Origin of the sequence: Arenibacter amylolyticus, from assembly GCF_002150785.1 — a bacterium.
Classification (GTDB): domain Bacteria; phylum Bacteroidota; class Bacteroidia; order Flavobacteriales; family Flavobacteriaceae; genus Arenibacter; species Arenibacter amylolyticus.
The window spans coordinates 471,017-490,673 of record NZ_MTAZ01000004.1 but is presented as its reverse complement, the minus strand read 5'-3'; the positions used below and the strand labels follow the sequence as shown (position 1 = coordinate 490,673).

Annotated in this window: 17 protein-coding genes and 1 tRNA gene; 9 read left to right on the top strand and 9 right to left on the bottom strand. The window is 41.2% G+C overall.

The window, feature by feature from the left end:
* Nucleotides 1–13: 13 nt before the first annotated feature.
* Nucleotides 14–1,849: a peptide MFS transporter gene (locus BV214_RS02830; RefSeq protein ID WP_086475945.1), complete on the bottom strand. Its 1,836-nt coding sequence runs from the start codon at nt 1,847–1,849 to the stop codon at nt 14–16.
* 15 nt (nt 1,850–1,864) lie between these two features.
* Nucleotides 1,865–4,033 (bottom strand): S9 family peptidase, encoded by a 2,169-nt coding sequence (locus BV214_RS02825; protein ID WP_176328439.1) that lies wholly within the window; start codon nt 4,031–4,033, stop codon nt 1,865–1,867.
* Between the two features lie 222 nt (nt 4,034–4,255).
* Between BV214_RS02825 and BV214_RS02820 the strand changes: the two genes are divergently transcribed.
* Nucleotides 4,256–5,578: a hydroxymethylglutaryl-CoA reductase, degradative gene (locus BV214_RS02820; RefSeq protein ID WP_086475944.1), complete on the top strand. Its 1,323-nt coding sequence runs from the start codon at nt 4,256–4,258 to the stop codon at nt 5,576–5,578.
* Complete coding sequence (locus BV214_RS02815; RefSeq protein ID WP_086475943.1) at nt 5,575–6,522, top strand: GYDIA family GHMP kinase; 948 nt, start codon at nt 5,575–5,577, stop codon at nt 6,520–6,522. Before BV214_RS02820 ends, BV214_RS02815 begins: the two co-directional genes overlap by 4 nt.
* A 174-nt stretch (nt 6,523–6,696) precedes the next feature.
* On the opposite strand, the gene BV214_RS02810 is transcribed toward BV214_RS02815, so the two are convergent.
* The 7 genes from BV214_RS02810 to BV214_RS02780 form a co-directional block, all read right to left on the bottom strand.
* Nucleotides 6,697–8,817, bottom strand: coding sequence for a peptidylprolyl isomerase (locus BV214_RS02810; RefSeq protein ID WP_086475942.1), 2,121 nt, complete (start codon nt 8,815–8,817; stop codon nt 6,697–6,699).
* A 103-nt stretch (nt 8,818–8,920) separates the two neighbouring features.
* On the bottom strand, nt 8,921–10,150 hold the full coding sequence (locus tag BV214_RS02805) for a hemolysin family protein (protein ID WP_394334909.1): 1,230 nt from the start codon (nt 10,148–10,150) through the stop codon (nt 8,921–8,923).
* Nucleotides 10,151–10,215: 65 nt separating this feature from the next.
* The gene (locus BV214_RS02800; protein ID WP_086475940.1) at nt 10,216–10,416 is read right to left on the bottom strand and encodes a hypothetical protein; all 201 of its coding nucleotides are present in this window, start codon (nt 10,414–10,416) and stop codon (nt 10,216–10,218) included.
* Nucleotides 10,409–11,017 carry an LPS export ABC transporter periplasmic protein LptC gene (lptC, locus tag BV214_RS02795; RefSeq protein ID WP_086475939.1) on the bottom strand — a complete coding sequence of 203 codons (609 nt, stop codon included), beginning with the start codon at nt 11,015–11,017 and terminating at the stop codon, nt 10,409–10,411. Before lptC ends, BV214_RS02800 begins: the two co-directional genes overlap by 8 nt.
* Nucleotide 11,018: 1 nt before the next feature.
* The gene (locus BV214_RS02790; RefSeq protein ID WP_086475938.1) at nt 11,019–12,389 is read right to left on the bottom strand and encodes a tetratricopeptide repeat protein; all 1,371 of its coding nucleotides are present in this window, start codon (nt 12,387–12,389) and stop codon (nt 11,019–11,021) included.
* A gap of 42 nt (nt 12,390–12,431) precedes the next feature.
* On the bottom strand, nt 12,432–13,637 hold the full coding sequence (locus tag BV214_RS02785) for a hypothetical protein (RefSeq protein ID WP_317045156.1): 1,206 nt from the start codon (nt 13,635–13,637) through the stop codon (nt 12,432–12,434).
* Nucleotides 13,638–13,706: 69 nt separating this feature from the next.
* Nucleotides 13,707–14,435, bottom strand: a complete 729-nt coding sequence (locus BV214_RS02780; RefSeq protein ID WP_086475936.1) for a type III pantothenate kinase — start codon at nt 14,433–14,435, stop codon at nt 13,707–13,709.
* 103 nt (nt 14,436–14,538) lie between these two features.
* Here BV214_RS02780 and BV214_RS02775 point away from each other — a divergent pair.
* The 7 genes from BV214_RS02775 to BV214_RS02745 all read left to right on the top strand — a co-directional run bounded on the left by BV214_RS02775 (nt 14,539) and on the right by BV214_RS02745 (nt 19,656).
* Nucleotides 14,539–14,611: transfer RNA gene (locus BV214_RS02775), tRNA-Phe, on the top strand.
* A 218-nt stretch (nt 14,612–14,829) separates the two neighbouring features.
* Nucleotides 14,830–15,324 carry a rhodanese-like domain-containing protein gene (locus tag BV214_RS02770; RefSeq protein WP_245806735.1) on the top strand — a complete coding sequence of 165 codons (495 nt, stop codon included), beginning with the start codon at nt 14,830–14,832 and terminating at the stop codon, nt 15,322–15,324.
* Nucleotides 15,325–15,404: 80 nt separating this feature from the next.
* Nucleotides 15,405–16,019, top strand: a complete 615-nt coding sequence (locus BV214_RS02765; RefSeq protein WP_086475935.1) for a TIGR04282 family arsenosugar biosynthesis glycosyltransferase — start codon at nt 15,405–15,407, stop codon at nt 16,017–16,019.
* Between the two features lie 5 nt (nt 16,020–16,024).
* The gene (locus BV214_RS02760) at nt 16,025–16,840 is read left to right on the top strand and encodes a purine-nucleoside phosphorylase (RefSeq protein ID WP_086475934.1); all 816 of its coding nucleotides are present in this window, start codon (nt 16,025–16,027) and stop codon (nt 16,838–16,840) included.
* A gap of 340 nt (nt 16,841–17,180) precedes the next feature.
* Complete coding sequence (gene arsM, locus BV214_RS02755; RefSeq protein ID WP_086475933.1) at nt 17,181–18,146, top strand: arsenosugar biosynthesis arsenite methyltransferase ArsM; 966 nt, start codon at nt 17,181–17,183, stop codon at nt 18,144–18,146.
* Nucleotides 18,147–18,206: 60 nt separating this feature from the next.
* A complete protein-coding gene (locus BV214_RS02750; protein ID WP_086475932.1) occupies nt 18,207–18,962 on the top strand; it encodes a DUF547 domain-containing protein in 756 nt (251 codons plus the stop codon).
* Nucleotides 18,949–19,656, top strand: a complete 708-nt coding sequence (locus BV214_RS02745; RefSeq protein ID WP_086475931.1) for a TIGR04283 family arsenosugar biosynthesis glycosyltransferase — start codon at nt 18,949–18,951, stop codon at nt 19,654–19,656. Before BV214_RS02750 ends, BV214_RS02745 begins: the two co-directional genes overlap by 14 nt.
* The last annotated feature ends 1 nt before the right edge of the window (nt 19,657 follow it).

Here is a 19,657-nt window from a genome sequence, read left to right as displayed (position 1 = left end):
CCTTGTCTACGGTTTAATTCCCTTTCTTGATATCTGGATCCCCGAGTTCATAAGGCTCATTATCCTTAACATCATACTCATGATCCTCTGCCCCATGGGTAAGTTTTTTCAATTTCTTCAAGAACACAATAAGAAGCAATCCAAAACTCACGGTGAAAATGGTGAGCCACATAAACGTACTGAACTCCTGTTCGCTTTGCTCTTCCTCCAATACAAAGGACACTTGGTAATTATTACCGTCTCCTTTGTTCTCTATAATCTTGGCAGCATCACTATCTTTCTCGAACACCAGATTGGCATGATAAGGATTACCGGCCACCGCGTTGTTCTCCTTTAAGGTTTCTATTAATCTAGATTGGGTGCTTTTTCCTGTATCGTTTATCTCGAACAAGCTGTTAAGCAACTTTCCGGTTCCCATTTCTTGGAAAACTACCGAACCATTGTCTATAAAGACCTCACTTTTAATATTGAAGTTTTTATCCTCATTTATAGGGAAATCGTAAATCTTGACGATCCCTTTATCCAGGGTTTTTATTTCCATGGAATCTTTGGAGATAAAAGGCAGGATGCCTTCTTTATCTACCATCATTTCCCCCTGATAAGGATGCAACTGGGAAGACTCCCCAATGCTTCCGGCCAGTTTGTTTCCAAATCCTGTGGCGGCAAAATAAACTCCCATCATAATGGAGGCGTATTTAATTGGAGCCAGCTTGGTAATAAAGGAAAGTGAAACCGGGGAAGTACAAAGTTCTCCCAAGGTATGAAACAAGTACGCCAGGAAGATCCATACCATGGCTGCCTTTCCAAAGACTTCGGAACTAGCTTCCTTGGAGGCAAACATCATAAAGACATACCCAAGTCCCATAATCATGGTACCGATGGCCATTTTAAACAAGGAAGACGACTCTCTGCCTTTTTTCTTCCACCAGATCCAGAATCCGCCTACCATGGTTCCAAAAATGATAATATATCCCGCATTTAGCGATTGGAAAACAGCAGCAGGGATTTCCTCTAACCAACTTAATCCAATATGTCTATCTACTTTGGCATCTGCGTAAAGGTTCATTAAACCACCGGCTTGCTCAAAGGCTCCCCAGAAAACAATTACTATCAAGAAGGAGATTAGCAACACTAGTACCCTATCCTTTTCAACTTTATTCAAGGGGCGTTTAGCGGCTTGTCTCTCTTCTTCGGAAACATTTTTCCCTCCACTAAATTCTCCGACTCCTTTTAAATACTTCTGTCCCCAGATGAATACGGACTGTCCTATTAACATCCCTATTCCGGCCAATCCAAAACCATAGTGCCAACCGTAATAGTAGGCTACCAATCCAACGGAGATACTAGCTAAGAAGGCTCCGATATTAATACCAATATAGAAAATGGTAAATCCGCTATCCCTTCTTATGTCTCCTTCTTTGTACAAACCGCCCACCATAGTGGAAATATTAGGCTTTAGACCTCCTACACCCAAAATAATAAGGATAAGACCGGTGAAAAAGGCCCAGTCTTGTGGGATAGCCAACGTAATATGACCAGCACAGAGCAATAATCCACCTAACATCACCGTTTTTTTCTGCCCTAAAAATTTATCGGCTATCCAACCTCCGGGAATGGAAGCCACATAGACCAACATAGTATACCAACCATATAACCAAATTGCATCCTTATTAGACCACCCCAATCCGGGATCTACGGCCGTAGCCGAGGCAGCAATATAGAGCACTAAAATACCCCGCATTCCATAGTAGGAAAACCGCTCCCACATTTCCGTGAAAAACAGGATAAAAAGACCAACAGGATGGCCAAAAAGTTCTTTCCGAGGCATTTGAGTTACTGAAGTTTGCATAGGTAGATTTGTTAATTATAGATTTTCTTTAATAAAATTGGTCATTTTAGTATAGAGATGCAGCCGGGTATTCCCTCCGTATATCCCATGGTTTTTGTCTGGGTAAATGGCCCATTCGAACTGCTTATTGGCTTGCACCAATGCATCTACCATTCGCATGGCATTCTGCACGTGCACATTATCGTCACTACTACCATGAACCAACAGGTATTTTCCTTTTAGGAGCTCAGGGTAATTAAAGGGGGAGTTCTCATCGTACCCACTTGGATTCTCCTGTGGGGTACGCATAAAACGCTCCGTATAAATAGTATCGTAAAACCTCCAAGAAGTCACTGGAGCTACTGCAATAGCCATTTCGAAGGTATCGTTCCCCTTTAGCAAGCAATTGGTAGACATAAATCCGCCATAACTCCATCCCCATATTCCGGTTCTTTCTTCATCTATATAGGGCAGTTCACTCAATTTTTTCGCGGCATCAATCTGGTCTTCCACCTCGTATTTTCCCAATTCCCTATAGGTCACCTTCTTAAATTGGGCGCCTTTATATCCGGTGCCCCTTCCATCTACACAAACCACTATATACCCTTCATTGGCCAGCATTTGGTACCAGTAGTCATTGCTCCCCATCCAAGAATTGGAAACAGACTGGGATCCCGGGCCGCTATATTGGGTCATAAACAATGGATATTTTTTATTGGGATCGAAATCGGCAGGTTTTATCATCCACATATTCAACTCATTGCCGTTGATCGCTATGGTAGAAAACTCCTTAGGGCTTAAGGTATAGGCCGCTAGCTTCTCCAACAAATGGTTATTATCCAGGATATCCTTTATTTTTTTTCCAGTGGACGCTTGGTGCAAGGTAAAGGTGGGGGGAGTAGTTGCACTGGAATAGGAATTGATGAAATAGGTGAAATCCGCACTGAAGTCGGCCGAATTCCTTCCCAGGGCAGCAGTGAGACGTTTTTTCCCCTTTCCATTGCTGCGAATACTGTACACATCCCTATTGATGGAACCGTTTTCGGTGGACTGATAAAAGATACGGCCCGACTTGGAATCGTACCCATAATACCTGGTTACTTCCCAGGGCCCATTAGTCACTTGAGATTTTAATTTCCCACTGGAGTCGTATAGATAAATATGGTTGTACCCATCTTGCTCACTTGTCCAGATAAAGCTATCATCCTTCAGAAAAGTTAGGTTGTCGGTTACGTCCAAATAGGCTTCGTCTGTCTCCTCCAACAGGGTTTTGGTTGTCCCACTAGTGGCATTTACCTGCACCAACTTTAAATTATTCTGATGCCTATTCAAGGTTTGTACACTTAGAAAATTAGGATGGTTCATCCATTTTATTCTTGGAATATAGTAGGGATCGTTTAGATCTATCTCCGTGATACTACCCGAGTTCACATCCAACATATGAAGGGAAACTACGGCATTCTCTTCTCCTGCTTTTGGATATTTAAATACGGTCTGGGTCTGGTAAAGGTCACTGCCATATACATCCATTGAGAATTCTGGAACCAGGGATTCATCAAATCTAATAAAAGCCAATTTGCTCCCATCGGAATTCCACTCAAAGGCCCTAACAAATGCAAACTCCTCTTCGTAGACCCAATCTGTAACCCCATTTATAATCTTATTCTTTTCACCATCCTCGGTAATTTGTACGGTGGTGTTTTCCGCGATATTAAAAATATAAATATTATTATCTCGTACGTAGGCCACCTGGGTCCCGTCTGGGGAAAGGGAAGGTTCTTGAATTTTATCCTCAGAAACCTTGATGGTTTTTTGGGTCTCCATGTCGTAAACGTAGTACAGCCCCAAGGTAGACCTTCTAAAAATAGGGGTAATTTCCGTTGCCAACAGCACTTTGGTTTCGTCCTTACTAAACTCATAGGAAGTAAAGAAAGGGATGCCTTTGGATGCAGAAGAGCGAAGCAAGGTTTCGGATTTCTCCAGGGTTTTATAATCGTATTTGTCTATGGAAGATTCCCTATTCGCCCTATCTAGGTTTAAAATGGTGTATTGCTCTCCATTTTGTAGGGATCGCAATTTATCCATCCCCTTGGTACTGAAGGTACCACTATAGATTTCTTCGAGGGTAATTTTATTATTTTGGGCTAGTAGCGCAGAAAAGGAAGTGAAGATGAAAATCAGTACTAAAAAAGATGTTTTTCTCACAAGATTCAATAATTATGTATAAAGTTATGATTGCAAAAGACATTTAAGACTCCTGCATATTTTATCAGTTTGCTTAAAAGTGTCAAGAATACTAAAAATTTCACAAAAAAGGCTGTTTTCGACTAATATTAACGTGTTGAAACCATGCAAAAATACACTTTTCATCCTCATTATTCCTTGTTCTCGTAATTACTATCTTTGCACGATGAAATTGATGCAATTATGATTAAACCGATAGAGGGTTTTTCCAAACTGTCCAAGGACGAAAAAATTGAGTGGATAGCGAATACCTATACCCACAACAGTGAAGAAACCATTGCCATACTGAAGCAGTATTGGAGCACTGACCAAAAACTTCAGCAATTACACGATGAGTTTATAGAAAACACCATCACAAATTTTTATCTCCCGTTGGGAATTGCTCCCAACTTCCTCATAAACAATAGACTTTACGCCATCCCAATGGCCATTGAGGAAAGCTCTGTGGTTGCTGCCGCTAGCAAGGCCGCAAAGTTTTGGCAGCATAGAGGCGGATTTAAGACCAGCATCATCGGAACCGAAAAAGTAGGTCAGGTGCACTTTATGTACCATGGGGATACCAAGAAACTACAGCAGTTCTTTAAAGAGGTACACCCCAAATTAATTTCCAATGTAGCTCCCATTATCAAAAACATGGAGAAACGCGGCGGAGGCATCAACAAAATTGAGCTAAGGGATAAAACTGCGGAACTCAACCACTACCATCAACTGCACTGTACTTTTGAGACGCTAGACGCCATGGGGGCCAATTTCATCAACTCCTGCTTAGAAAACTTTGCCGACACCCTAAAAAAGGAGGCATCGGAGTATGCTGACTTTACGAAGGAGGAAAGGAATATCGAAATTGTGATGAGCATCCTCTCCAACAATATTCCCAATTGTTTGGTGAGGGCAGAGGTAAGTTGCCCGGTTGCAGAATTAAACGAAGACAAGGGAATCTCTCCCATGGAATTTGCCCAGAAAATGGTGAGAGCAGTAGCCATTGCAAAAGCGGAGCCCTATAGGGCGGTTACCCATAACAAAGGAATTATGAACGGGGTAGATGCGGTGGTCTTGGCCACTGGGAACGATTTTAGGGCCATTGAAGCAGGGGCACATGCTTATGCTGCCAAAGACGGACAGTACACCAGCCTGACCCATGCCAGTATTGAAAATGATATTTTCAAATTTTGGATAGAAATTCCGCTAGCCTTAGGTACAGTTGGCGGCTTAACAAGTCTTCATCCCATGGTACGCATGGCACTTGAAATCCTTCAAAATCCCAATGCCAAGGAACTAATGCAGATAGTGGCCGCAGCCGGACTGGCTCAGAATTTTGGCGCCCTACGCTCTCTAGTTACCACAGGCATTCAGCAGGGGCATATGAAAATGCATCTACTAAACATCCTCAATCAGCTGGGAGCAACGGAATCTGAAAAGAAAGCCCTGATCAAATATTTCAAAAAGCACACCGCCTCTCACAGTGCGGTGGTAAGTGCCTTTGAGAATCTAAGAAACCAAGCATGAGCACTTCCTTTTACAGCAACGGAAAACTACTTATAACCGGTGAGTACCTGGTGCTAGACGGCGCCTTAAGTTTAGCCGTACCCACGGTTTACGGACAATCCCTAACCGTAAAACCCGCAAGCACCAAACAGCTTATTTGGCAAAGTCTTGATGAAAAGGGAAAGGTATGGTTTCAGGAAATCTACCACCTGGGCCCGGAAGGCCAGCTTTTACCCCCAAAATCTTTGGAAGAGGGGATTGCTATTGACCCTCTACAAACGGAAGGCGTCTCCAACACCTTATATACTATTTTGGCAGCAGCTCAAAAATTGAATCCACACTTTTTGGAAGGGGAGGCCGGATTTGAAATTACCACCTCATTAAACTTTCCAAGGGACTGGGGATTGGGCTCTTCTTCCACATTGATCAATAATATTGCTCAATGGGCCCAGGTAGACGCCTATACCCTACTGTGGGATGCCTTCTCTGGAAGCGGGTATGATATTGCCTGCGCCCAGCACAATAGCCCTATCACCTATCAATTAAAAGAGGGAAAGCCAATTGTAAAAGAAGTCGCCTTTAATCCCTCCTACAAAAACGACCTATACTTTATCCATTTAAACAAAAAACAAAATAGTCGGGATGGAATTGCTGCCTACCGGTCCAAGAATCTAGACCTTTACGCAGAACTCCCAAAAATAAATAGCATTACCCAACGTATTGTTACCAGCACCAACCGCAGACAGCTAGAGAAGCTGATCACCAAACACGAGGCTATCATGAGTGAAATTCTAGGTATCCCTACAGTGAAAGAACAACTATTCCCAGATTTTAAAGGAGCTATAAAGAGCTTAGGGGCTTGGGGAGGCGATTTTATATTGGCGGTAGGCAATAAGAGCACGGTACATTATTTTAGGGACAAGGGATACAACACGGTGATTCCATATGCTAAAATGGTTAAGTAATAAAATCTGAGTGCAACACTAATTGAGCCCCAGAAATAAGCTCTCAGGCATGGATTTTACGGCAATCCAGCACACTTCCCCCACATAATAACAACCTCCACCATTAGCTTATAAGGCATAAAAAAAGGCGGATCTTTAAAAGATCCGCCTTTTTATTATCGTGTTTAGAAACTACTAGTAAAACGTAGCTCTTTTATCTACAACCTCCGACGCTTCTTTTAATGCGTTGTATACAGAAACATCTACTCTTCCTGCTGCAGATGCCTGAAGGTTATTGGCATAGGTACTGTAATTATCCAATTCCGGAGCCTCCTCCTTCTTTGTTACAGTAACCATATAAACGCCGGTCTCACCCTCTAACAACTCCGAGGTAGCACCTTGCTCCAATGCAAATGCAGAACCAACTACATACGCCTCAGAACCTGCACCTGGAATAATGGGCGACTTCATCGTTAAAGCAGAGGCCGTGGCCTTATTAACATTGTTGTCGCTTGCGAATGCATCCATGGATTTCCCCTTGTTAGCATTGATAATCTGCGCTGCTTTTTTCTTATTTCTAATTTTAGGCAGCACAATTATGGAAGCATCTTCTGCTGCCATAAGTCCTTCCTTATAACTTGCAGTAAGTTGAACCACGGCATACCCATTGTTTAGGTCGAAACGCTTTACATCACCTAACTTGGTAGCGTCATTAAAAGCCCACTGCACGATAGCTCGCTGTGCAGACAAGCCTGGAAGGTTTTCGTCCATTGCCTTAATTTTATTTACCGGTCTAATTACATAGTCACCAGCTTTAGCCGTAGCAGAAAAGTCCTTGCTATTAATAGCATCCATTTCAAATTTGGTAGCCTCGGTGAAAAGGGCATTGATAGTCTCATCGGAAGGCTCCAATTCCCTTGCCAAAGTAGCTAATTGAACCACATCGCGCTTATCATCGATCTTCACTACGTGGAATCCAAAATCGGTTTCCACCATACCAACGGTACCTACAGAATTCTTAAATGCAAAGTCGTTAAACTCCTCTACCATAACTCCTTCTTGGAAATACCCAAGATCACCACCTCTTGGCGCAGACGGTCCGTCTGAGTTATCTCTGGCCAATTGGGTGAAAATTTCTTTATTGTTTCTGGCTTCTCTAAGAAGATTTCTTGCCTTTGTCTCAGCTTCCTCCTTAGTTCTGGTTACTTGCGGATTTGCGTTTTGCGCCCCCTCATAAGCAATCAAAATATGACTTGCCTTTACGGAACCGTTGGCCTTTTTATCCATCATTTTGGACACCTTGTAATAACCACCATCCAAATAAGGACCAAATAGCGCTCCTTTTGGCAATGCCATTAGGGAATCTGCAAATTTTGCAGACAACTCATTTTTAGCCTTGTAGATGGTATCGTATTTTATATCGGAGTTACGATCCAAGAAAGCAGCAACATCCGTTGCATTCCTAAATCCAGGTACGGTATCGTTTGCATCTTTCTGGGCATTGTATACTACTTGGTCATCCAATAGATTGGTTATTTCGGCCTTCACCTGAGCATCATCCTCCACAGATGGTTTTTCCTCAAAATAAACAAACTGGATATCTCTAGCCACTTCCTGTTTAAAATCTTCCTTATGCTCTTTTATATACGCTTCAATTTCCTTTTTACTCACAGACACAGTAGAATCCGGAATAGAGGCGTAGGGCACTCTTACGTAAGAAATATCAATTTTATTATTAGCCAACTTATACTCTAGCTCGCCCTCTTTAAGGGTAGAAGCCACTCCGGCTCTTACCAAATTAAAATAGGACTGCTCCTTGGCATTCTGTATAATGGCTTGCTCATCTTGCAACCACAGGTTATAACGCGCTGGATTATTCTCTTTCCAATCTGCTACGGCAGCTCTAAACCTGTTTTCATCAAAAACACCGTTGGCATCGTGAAATTCAGGATTCTGAACATAGGAGGGAATGGTTTTAATATAGTTGATAATTTGATCTTGCCCCACTTGTATTCCCAAATCCTCGAACTGCTGGTTTAGGATAGTAGTTCTCAATTCCCTTTCCCACACTTGATTTACCAATTGCATGGACGAGGCCGATGGCCCCACCATTCTAGAATATGCTTCCACGTTCCGTCTAAATTGATCAATGGAAATTTTATCCCCATTTACTTCGGCAACGGAAGACCCTACCTTAGCTCCGCCACCCAGCTCATCACTGCTGAGAACTCCCGAAATAACAAATGCGAACAAGGCCAGACCTATGATCAAAATTAACACGGTTGTCCGTTTCCTTATATTCTCTAATACTGCCATTATGTAATCTATTTAAAATTAAGCCTATACCTATAGGGTCGCAAAACTACTACTTTCTTTTGAAATAATAAAAACTAAAAAACACCAAAAATTAGTGGAATAATCAATCTTTTTCTAAAACTTTTAACAAAACAAGATCTATTTTATTACTGGACACTTCCAATACGGTAAAAAGGAAATTTTGGATTCTAATTTCAGAATCTTGATCTGGGATCTCCCCCGTTTCGTTCATGATTAATCCGCCCAGGGTTTCGTACTCGTCATTTTCTGGAAGATCTAGCTTATACTGCTCGTTAACATAATCTACCTCTAACCTTCCGGAAAACTTAAAAGTACTCCCATCCAATGCTTCCTCGTGAAGATCCGTAGAATCGTGCTCGTCCTCTATTTCGCCAAACAGTTCCTCTACGATATCCTCTACGGTCATCACCCCAGAGGTACCTCCATACTCATCTAACACCACTGCAATACTCTTCCTTTTTTTGGTGAGAATATTCAGGATATCGTTGATCAGCATGGTCTCTGGAACAAACTCTACCGGCATCAGAATACTCTTTATTGTCTTAGGCTTCCTAAAAAGCTCATAGGAATGCACATAGCCAATAACGTCATCTATAGTATCTTTAAACACCAAAATTTTAGAAAAACCGGTTTCTACAAAGAGTTTCTTTAGGTTTTTAGGAGTCTCATGAAGCTCTACCGCAACAATTTCGGTCCTAGGAACCATTACCTCCCTTGCTTTTACAGCCGAAAACTCCAAAGCATTTTGAAAAATTTGAATTTCAGAGTCAATTTCATCCTCCTTTTCCACTGCCTCCATTTGCTCGGTAATATAATCGCCCAACTCCATTTTACTGAATGCCAATTGCACCTCATCCCCATCGGTCTTAAAGAACACCTTTAGAATAAAGTCTGATATCCAGATAACAAAATCGGAAATTAAGGAGAACAGCAAATAAAACACATAGGCGGGGAACGCCAATACGCGCAGCAGGGTATTGCTATAGATTTGAAAAAGAACCTTGGGCAGAAATTCTGCAGTCAGCAATATGATCAAGGTAGAAATAACCGTTTGGGTAATCAGGCTAAAATCTGTGAAAACCAACCTCACAAAACCGATGGAAGAAGTCTGCCAGCCCGAAAACAACTCCATTAACAGATCTCCCATGAACAGTCCGTACACCACCAAAGCAATATTATTACCAATTAACATGGTAGCAATAAACTTGGAAGGTCTTTTGGTAAGGAGGGTAAGCACCCTCGCCATAAAGTTATCCTGTTTCTTTTCTATTTCGATATGGATCTTGTTCGCAGAAACAAATGCAATCTCCATCCCCGAAAAAAACGCGGAAAAAAGTAATGAAATAACAATAACGATTATTGTTGCCTCCAAGACTACTATTTATTTTTATTTTGACGTTCCTCGAACCGTTTTCTGTAGGACTTTTTAAAAATAAACATCCCTATAGAAACTACTGCAAAGAACACAAACAGATAAGCCCGGTTCCTGTCCAAATTCCACTCTGCATAAATTTCATAAACGGAAATTACCGCTACGGCCAAGTAAATATACTCTGTGTACCTTAAAATCTTAATCATCCTTTTTCTCTTTTATACTCATTATCCCATAGGTTCTATTGGCATGTAGGAAACTAAACGACCTATTAAAATCCATCCCCTCCCCATCCATAACGGTTCCTTCCTCTGGATTGGTGTATTTAAATTTCTCTTGGGTAAAGATCCAGTCGTTCTTCCTATCCCAGTACAACTGAGGTGTTTCTAATTTTTTACCATCTTCGGTTTCTATCACTACATTACCCTGCAAATCTATGAGATTTGTCCGGGAATATATAATCCCATAATCTGCTGTAACTGTAGTTTTCATCCTTTTTTCATCAAAGAACTCTACCTTCAATCCATCTGGAAAAGTCCTATGAGGGAAGTCTAAGTTATCAAAATCATTGCTGACGGGGCTTTTCAAAACAGCTATCACCCTAGAGCCATACGACCCATCCTCATTTTTCGCGTCTGAAGTCTCGGTGTAGGTTAAGGTAAAATCTTCCGCAATCCCGCTGGGAAACATTTTTTTGATGGCTTCGTCCCCTACCCTTTTATAATTATCGGCACAGGAACAAAAAAGCATTGCCATAGAAAAGACTACGGCAATGCTAGTTAGTTTATATATTCTACTCAATACCATCTTATAAGCTAGGCACCTTTACGCTACCTCCAACCCAACAAGAGAAAGATATAGTCTTACCAGCCATTCCAGAGTTAAAGATATCTGTTCTGGATGGAGCTTTAGCATCGTAGCTTGTTGCTGCCTGTGCAGAGCTTCCGCTAACCGCAGGATCTACACGCCCTGCCTTACGAGCCATTTCTGCGGCTTTCCAGTAGATCGCTCTTTTCTCAAATGGAGTCTCCCCACAGTCATTAGCACTAGAAGCATACAAACTAGCAATCAATAAATAAGCTTTTCCATTCGCCGGATTAGCATCTATTGCTTTTTGAGCGTAACTCCTAGCGGTAGACTTACTACTTCTTCTGTAGCTAGTAGCAATTCTATAGGCAATGTTAGACTTCTTTCTAGAATCTGTCTCCAACTCTAACGCCTTGTTAAAATCGGCAATAGCACCTTTGGTGTCTCCTGCATTATTTTTTAGGGTACCTCCGTACATATAAGCACTAGCAGATGGCTCCATGGCCAATTGCGCCTCAAATAACTTTCTAAACAAAGGATCTTCTGTACACTCTTTGCTATACATTCTTCCCACTGCTCTTTTTACCCAAGTGATATCGTCCTTCTTAGCATCGAAACTCCTGTTATAAAGAGGGATTAAGTTCTCACAGTTTGCCAGAGCACCCAACTTACTATCAATACTTTCAGATATCTTTCCGTAATTCTCGGAATAGCTATTAAAAGATCTCAACTGTCTTTTTTCTCTAGCAGTTAAAGTACCTGCGTCTTCTTTTGGCAATAGTTTGGCAATAGAAGCAGTCAACTTTTCATTCTCCTCTTCTATCCTTTCCGTAACCGCATCATACCTTTCAAATACTTCCTCTATGTCTCTCTTTCCTTCAGCGTGAAGATCTACCAAACTGGAAAAATATAGATAAAGGGCTTTTGGGTTCTTATAATTTGCTGGATCTTCTCTGAAGGCTTTGTCCAACTCTGAATAAATCTCCTCGTTAGAAATCATTTTTTCATCAAACTTCAGCAACACCTTATCAATGATGGTTTCTGCGACACTGGTCTTAGCCGCAAAATACTTCATACGATTATCATAAAGCTCCAAGAGTTCTTTAATATTAGCAGCTTTTGCATCTCCGGTAGAATTATCTATCCTATCCTTTAATATTCTGGCGCCATATAGAATGTTAGCCCAGTTTAGGGTAGGACAGTTTTCATACACCATTTTCCATGGCGTATAGGCCGCGTCGTAATTTTTAACCTTTACATGCTCGGTGTATATGGATAAGTTGGTCATACACTCTGGATTCTGTGCCTGTGCATGCCCCATACCTACAGTTCCCATTAAGGCTATCGCTGCAATGTAGAGTTTCTTTTTCATAAGTCTGTATATTTTAAAGTGGTTAATGTAGTAAGCATTTTATTAATTAATCCTCCTCTTGGAGAACCAACCTGTATCATTTAAAGAAAGACCTAAATTTACCTTGAAATAGTTCTCTTCTACCAAGTCTCCGTATTTGGTTCCTCTTCTACCTAGTTCAAATCCAATATTCACGTTAGAAAATTCTCTTCCTTGTCCTAGTGGCAAACCAAGTCCAAAAGTTATGCCAAAATCATTAATCTCTTTATTATCTACCACAATCCCTGAGGTAGTTATACTGGCACCAGCCCTATAGGTAACACGTTTTAGATAACTAGAAAAGGAATTATACTCGGGGATATAATACCCTCCAAACCTAATGGTATTAGCATTCTGATATTCTAAATTACTCGCAGGCGACAACTCATTCTCAAAAGTACTCAACTCTTGAAAGCTATACTCGGCCCCTAGAAACCACTTTCTATCTAGGCCATATCCCAACCCCAAGGTGGTGGTGGTAGGAATTTGAACCCCTGTTCTCGCCAGCCCCTTAGCCTCTAAATCTACCGCTATCACCTCTACATCCATACCGTTTGCGGTGGAGAATGAGCCAATGGTGCGGGTATTTCTAGAAACTAGATTTGCCTGCGTATTTACTATAACACTGGAAAACAGCGTATGCTTCCCATCTATCTTAGGAGTATAATTGAGACCAAAATTAAAATCGAATCCATTAATTCTTGAAGACACCCTATTAAAGGAACCCAACTGCACCCCTTCGGTTGTTTGTATAGTATTGATTTCCTGATTTCCAAAATTAAAATTGGAAGTCACCCCTACACTCAAATTCTTTATCATCTCGTACCCCACAGATAGGTAAACGCGATTAACCCCTCCAGAACCAGAGAATGATTCCCTAACCGTTCCCTGACCGGCAGGGGTACGCTCTGATTGAAAATTATAACCTACCGAGGTATAGGGCATAATACCAAAACCCATTCCCAATCCTTTACCCAGCCTAAAACCTAAGGACAGGTAATCCAAATTGGAAACTGAGGCACTCTCATTGGAGGTGTTGGTCTTAAAATTATATTCGTTTCGTGATAGGCCCGCCGTATAGGTAGTTAGGCCCAATTTTCCGTAGGCGGCAGGGTTATTTAAATTGATATGAATACTATCTCCATAGACACTTAAACCGCCCATCATTTTATTCTCTACCGAATTGGTTGCCCTAAAATCCCCTATACCAAAATATGAATATGGGGACACTGTACTGTTTTGGGCATATATGCTAACCGAAGTTACGCATAAAATTGCAATTATAAAATTTTTGATCATCTAGCGTTTGTTGTATTCCAGCAAATGATTTAACCCCAGAAGGAGAAAATCAGAATGCGCAAATATGGTATTTTTTAATCGTTTTGACAAAAATTGCGCATCCCCCCCTGTTAAAATAACTGTTAAATCTGCAAATCTACTTTGATATTGTGAAATTACGCCATCTATTTCGTTACAAACTCCATTGACCACTCCACTGTGAATACTGGTTTCCGTGGTATTCCCGATGAAGTCGTTGATAGGGGCTTTTTCCAAAAGCGGTAATTTGGCCGTCTGATTATTCAGTGCCCTATACCGCATGGTTACCCCAGGAGAGATTGCCCCTCCTAAATACTCCCCATAATCGTTAATAATATCATAAGTAATGCAGCTTCCTGCATCTATCACCAAGGTATTACCATGGGGATTGTGATAAAAGGCCGCCGTTGCCAAGGCAATGCGATCTACACCCAAGCTTTGGGGCGTGGCATAGGAATTTTTAAAAGGTGCTTTGGTAGTATGACTCAGAATGTGGACCCGACAAAAAACAGCCACCATATTTATTTCAGCATCACTCAATGCCCCTACTGTAGAAAGCATGGTATATTCTATACTGCTGAATTCAGAAAATATTATTTTCACATTCTCAGCAAAATCTTTCAGGGGCACCTTACGGCTACTAATTATGTCCCGACCCTTGAAAACCGCCATTTTTGCTAGGGTATTCCCCGCATCGATAATTAAGTTCATATCGCAAATATCACTATTTGTAAAAAAACTACGAGCTTTTTCTTCATTTTTGTTTGTATATCTTAAAATTGAATTTATATTTGCACCCGCTTACAGACGTTATGGTGCCTTAGCTCAGTTGGTAGAGCAATGGACTGAAAATCCATGTGTCCCTGGTTCGATTCCTGGAGGCACCACCTCGAAAGCCCTTGATTTTTCAAGGGCTTTTTTTTATTTGCCCCCTTTAGCAACGCTAATTTACGGGAATAAGTGAAATTTTAACCGGTCTAAAAGAACAAACTTTAAGTCCAACCACTAGCCTCCCATCTATAAAGAGAAGTCCATCACAAGACCGCACCGGCCTATTATTGATCACAGTAAATAGTATATTTGGTTTTTAACCCCACCTTACCACGTGAAAAATCTATTACCCTTTGCTACGCTCTTTCTTTGCCTATTTAAAAGTCATGGACAGCCAAGGATAGAAGACACCCTAAAAAAGTTAAACAATCACAGTGTACCTTATATTACCACTAAAGAACTTAAACTCCACACCCATTACACATTATTGGATGCCAGAGAAAGCAAAGAATATGCCGTTAGCCGACTAGCAGAGGCATTATGGATAGGATATGAGACATTTAACGCTACGGATATCCAATCTTTAATTCCCCATAAAAATACCCCTTTGGTGGTTTACTGCTCCATTGGCATCCGGTCCGAGCATATAGGGGAAAAATTAAGACAATTGGGATACACCAAAGTGCTTAATTTATACGGCGACATCTTCAAATGGAAAAATCAAGGTAATCCCGTATACAATTCAAGGGGCCAAGAAACGGACAGCGTACATGCGTACAACAGATACTGGGGAAGGCTTTTAACCCATGGTGAAAAAGTTTATCATTAGAGAAACGAGAAAGGAATAATTGGAAATCTTTACTTAGAGCAGTACATTGATCCAATTAAAATATAAAAATTACCTACCCTATGGTAAAGCCTAAAAACTTACTCTTAATTTTCACCCGCAACCCCGTATTGGGCAAGTGCAAAACAAGACTTGCCGCCAGTATTGGAAATGAGGCCGCCTTGAATATTTACAAATTCTTACTTTTACATACACAGAAAATCACCACCGATTTAGAGGTGGATAAATGGGTGTGCTATTCGGATTATATCAATGAAGATGATTTGTGGAACCCCAATACTTATTTGAAAAAAGTACAACGAGGCACAGATCTAGGTGAACGTATGGGTAACGCTTTTGAAGATGGATTTAAGGAGGGCTACGAAAAGATTATAGTAATAGGTAGCGATATGTACGACCTAAATGAAAGCGAGCTTAAAGCCGCTTTTGAAGCGTTGGATTCCAATGACTATGTGGTGGGTCCCGCCCTGGATGGCGGATATTACCTATTGGGAATGAAAACACCCACCCCTGAATTATTCAAGAATAAGTCTTGGGGCACGGACACTGTGCTAAAAAACACCTTGGCACACCTAAAGGATGAAGAGTATTTTTTACTATCACCCAAAAATGATATCGACTACTATGAGGATATAAAAGACATAGCGGCATTTAAACCTTTTTTAAAAAAACAATAAAACTTATGACCAGTAAACAACTGAACGAATCTGTAGATTATCTTATCGAGAAAGGGTTTCATAAACCCGAAATAGGAATAGTACTGGGAACTGGATTGGGAAAGCTAGCCGGTGAAATAGAAAATCCAATAGAGGCTTTCTACAATCACATCCCCTATTTTCCCTTGGCCACGGTTGAATTCCATGCTGGCAAACTCATATTTGGAGAATTGGAAGGAAAGAAAGTAGTGGTAATGCAGGGCAGGTTCCACCTATACGAAGGTTACGACCTTATAGACGTAACCTATCCCATTAGGGTGATGGAGCGCCTGGGGATTAAAAAGCTTTTAATTTCCAACGCTGCCGGCGCCATAAACCTAAACTTTAAAAAAGGGGAGATTATGCTGATCGAAGATCATATTAATTTTCAAGGCGGTTCCCCTTTGGCCTTTAAAAATGTGGGCGAATTTGGGAGTAGATTCACCGATATGAGCAACCCTTATGATTCCGAAATGCGCACTAAACTTATATCCATTGCCAAGCAGGAGAACATTAGTTTACAACAAGGTGTGTATGTTTCCGTATTAGGTCCGCAATTGGAAACCAGAGCAGAATACCGAATGTTAAAAATGTTGGGAGCCGATGCGGTGGGAATGAGCACAGTGCCCGAAGTAATCGTTGCCAACCATTTAAACCTGCCCGTGGTGGCCATTTCCGTATTAACGGATGAGTGTGATCCAGAAAATCTACAGCCCGTGAATATTGAGGAGATTATTGAAATAGCTACCACCACCGAACCCAAGATGATAAAATTGTTCCGCGAATTGATAAAGGGAGTATAGAGTTGTAAGTACAAAGTAGTGAGTATTGAGTACCTTAGTTGGCATAAGCCTGTAACCTCTTATCTCTGAGACTTTAGACCTTAACAAGTATGTAACATTGGACTTTATCTGATTTTGCCTACTAAAACGGTCAACTCTAACCAGGGAAGTTCACAAAGTCTGGAGTTTTAAGATTGGCCCGCGTTGGATTAAGATGCCCAAAAGAAAAATAAAAAGTAATAAATCAACTCCCTACAAAGAAAGTTTATAAAGGTTAGAACGACGATTATATTATTAGAAACAAACCCATTAAAACAAAGGCACGGAATTAAGATTCTTAGCCCATTAATATATTATCCCCATGAGTTATTTAAATGCAACAAACGAATTATATAAAGATGCCGCATTAACCCCCGATGTTGGCCTATGCTGCACCACCAATCCGATATGGCAATTTCCCGGGCTTTCCATTCCAAAAATAATGCAGGAGATGAATTATGGCTGCGGAAGCACCATTTCCCCCCAAGACCTCATCAACAACCCCAAAGTACTTTACGTTGGCGTAGGTGGTGGCATGGAGCTCCTACAATTTGCTTATTTCTCCAGACAAAAAGGAGGTGTAATTGGGGTAGATATTGTAGATGAAATGCTGGAAGCCTCTCGCAACAATTTTAAAATTGCGGCCAAGGAGAATCCGTGGTTCAAGAGCGAATTTGTAGACCTAAAAAAGGGGGATGCCCTAAGCCTACCTATTCCCGATGAAAGTATTGACGTGGCGGCTCAAAATTGCCTCTTTAATATTTTTAAGGCCGAGGACTTAAAAAAAGCGGTTTCCGAAATGTATCGCGTTCTAAAGCCACATGGGCGATTGGTAATGAGCGACCCCATTTGTGAACAGCCCATGAACGAGACCCTAAGAAACGACGATAGGTTACGCGCACTCTGCCTTAGTGGGAGCATCCCCTTAAAAGAGTACGTAAAGGTACTTACCGATGCCGGCTTTGGCACCATTGAAATTAGAGCAAGAAAATCGTACAGGGTACTGTCCCCAAACCACTACCCTACCGAAGAACTTATCTTTATAGAGTCTATAGAAATTGCTGCCATTAAAGACCCTATGCCCAAGGACGGACCTTGTGTTTTTACTGGAAAGACTGCTATCTATTATGGAGACGAGGAGTATTTTGACGACCAAGAAGGCCATGTATTGATGCAAAACCAACCCCTGGCAGTTTGTGACAAAACAGCTGCTAGCTTACAAAAAAGCAATCCGGACATCCATATTAGTGAAAGCACCTGGCATTATAACGGGGGCGGTTGCTGCTAAAAATTACAGAAGTGAGTATTGCCACTTCCCCCCAAACACCCACAGAGTCAATAACAGTTTATGACAAATACAATCTATTTATTGCTCTTGCTATTTTCCCTTAACCAACTCCCTATCCCCACGGAAGTAGCGTTGGTTAAGGTGAACAATGGGGTGGAAAAAATTTCACAAACAGACCATTCCCTTTGGAGCAACCTACTACAGGAACACCTGGACAAAAATGGTTTTGTAAATTACAGCAGCTTTAAAAAGGATATCAATAGACTTAATGAGTACCTAGATTATTTAAAATACAACGGTCCCACGGATGGTACGGATCGCCAAGAAAAACTGGCCTATTATATCAATCTGTACAATGCGGCCACCGTAAAGCTCATTATTGATAATTACCCGCTAAAGAGCATCAAAGATCTAAGAAACCCCTGGGGCCAACGAATAGTTGCTATAGGAAACCAAATGATCTCCCTAGGAGACCTAGAGCATAAAATTCTTAGAAAAATGAACGAACCCCGAATTCATTTTGCCATTAATTGCGCCTCCTATTCCTGCCCCAAACTAATAGATCGCGCCTTTACGGCGTCTAATTTGGAGTTGCTTTTGGAACAATCAGCGGTTGATTTTATTAATGATAAAAGTCGTAATATTATAACGGAGGATAGGGCCTCCCTTTCCAAAATTTTCAGATGGTTTAAAAATGATTTCACCCAGGAAGGCTCCCTTAGGGAGTATATCAACAGATACGCACACACTCCATTAAATGCCAATACCAAGATTGATTATTTAGATTATAACTGGACCCTGAATGACACCAAATAACCCCCAAACTATTAGCATTATCATCCCGGTATTTAACGAGGCTGCCATTATTCACAAGCTTCTAGAATATCTAAGGGAAAATAGCAATCCAAATACGGTTAAGGAGATTATCGTGGTAGACGGCGGTAGCAGCGATCAGTCCATAGCCATTGCCAAAGACAGTGGCGCCACCGTCTTACAGTCCCGAAAAGGTCGCGCAACACAGATGAATCTAGGAGCCCAATACGCCAGTGGGGATATTCTCTACTTCCTCCACGTAGACACCTTTCCTCCAAGAGGGTTCGATCACTTTATAATTAACGCATACAAATCTGGAATTAAAGCGGGCTGCTTTAGGATGAAATTTGACACCAATAGCAGGTTTCTCCAATTTTTCGCCTGGTTTAGCCGAGTTAACCACAAGCTTTGTCGCGGGGGAGATCAATCGCTTTTTGTAGAAAAAGCACTTTTTCAAAAACTGGACGGGTATCGAGAAGCCTTTCTTATTTATGAAGACTCCGAACTTATAGGTCGCCTGTACAAGGCGGAAAAATTTACGGTTTTGCCCCATTATGTTATCACTTCGGCTAGAAAATATGAGGAATTAGGCACGGTTAGGCTACAATATCACTTTGGCATGATTCACTTACAACGAGTACTTGGCTCTGGCCCGGATCAATTATATAATTATTATAAAAAACACATTGTAGACTAAA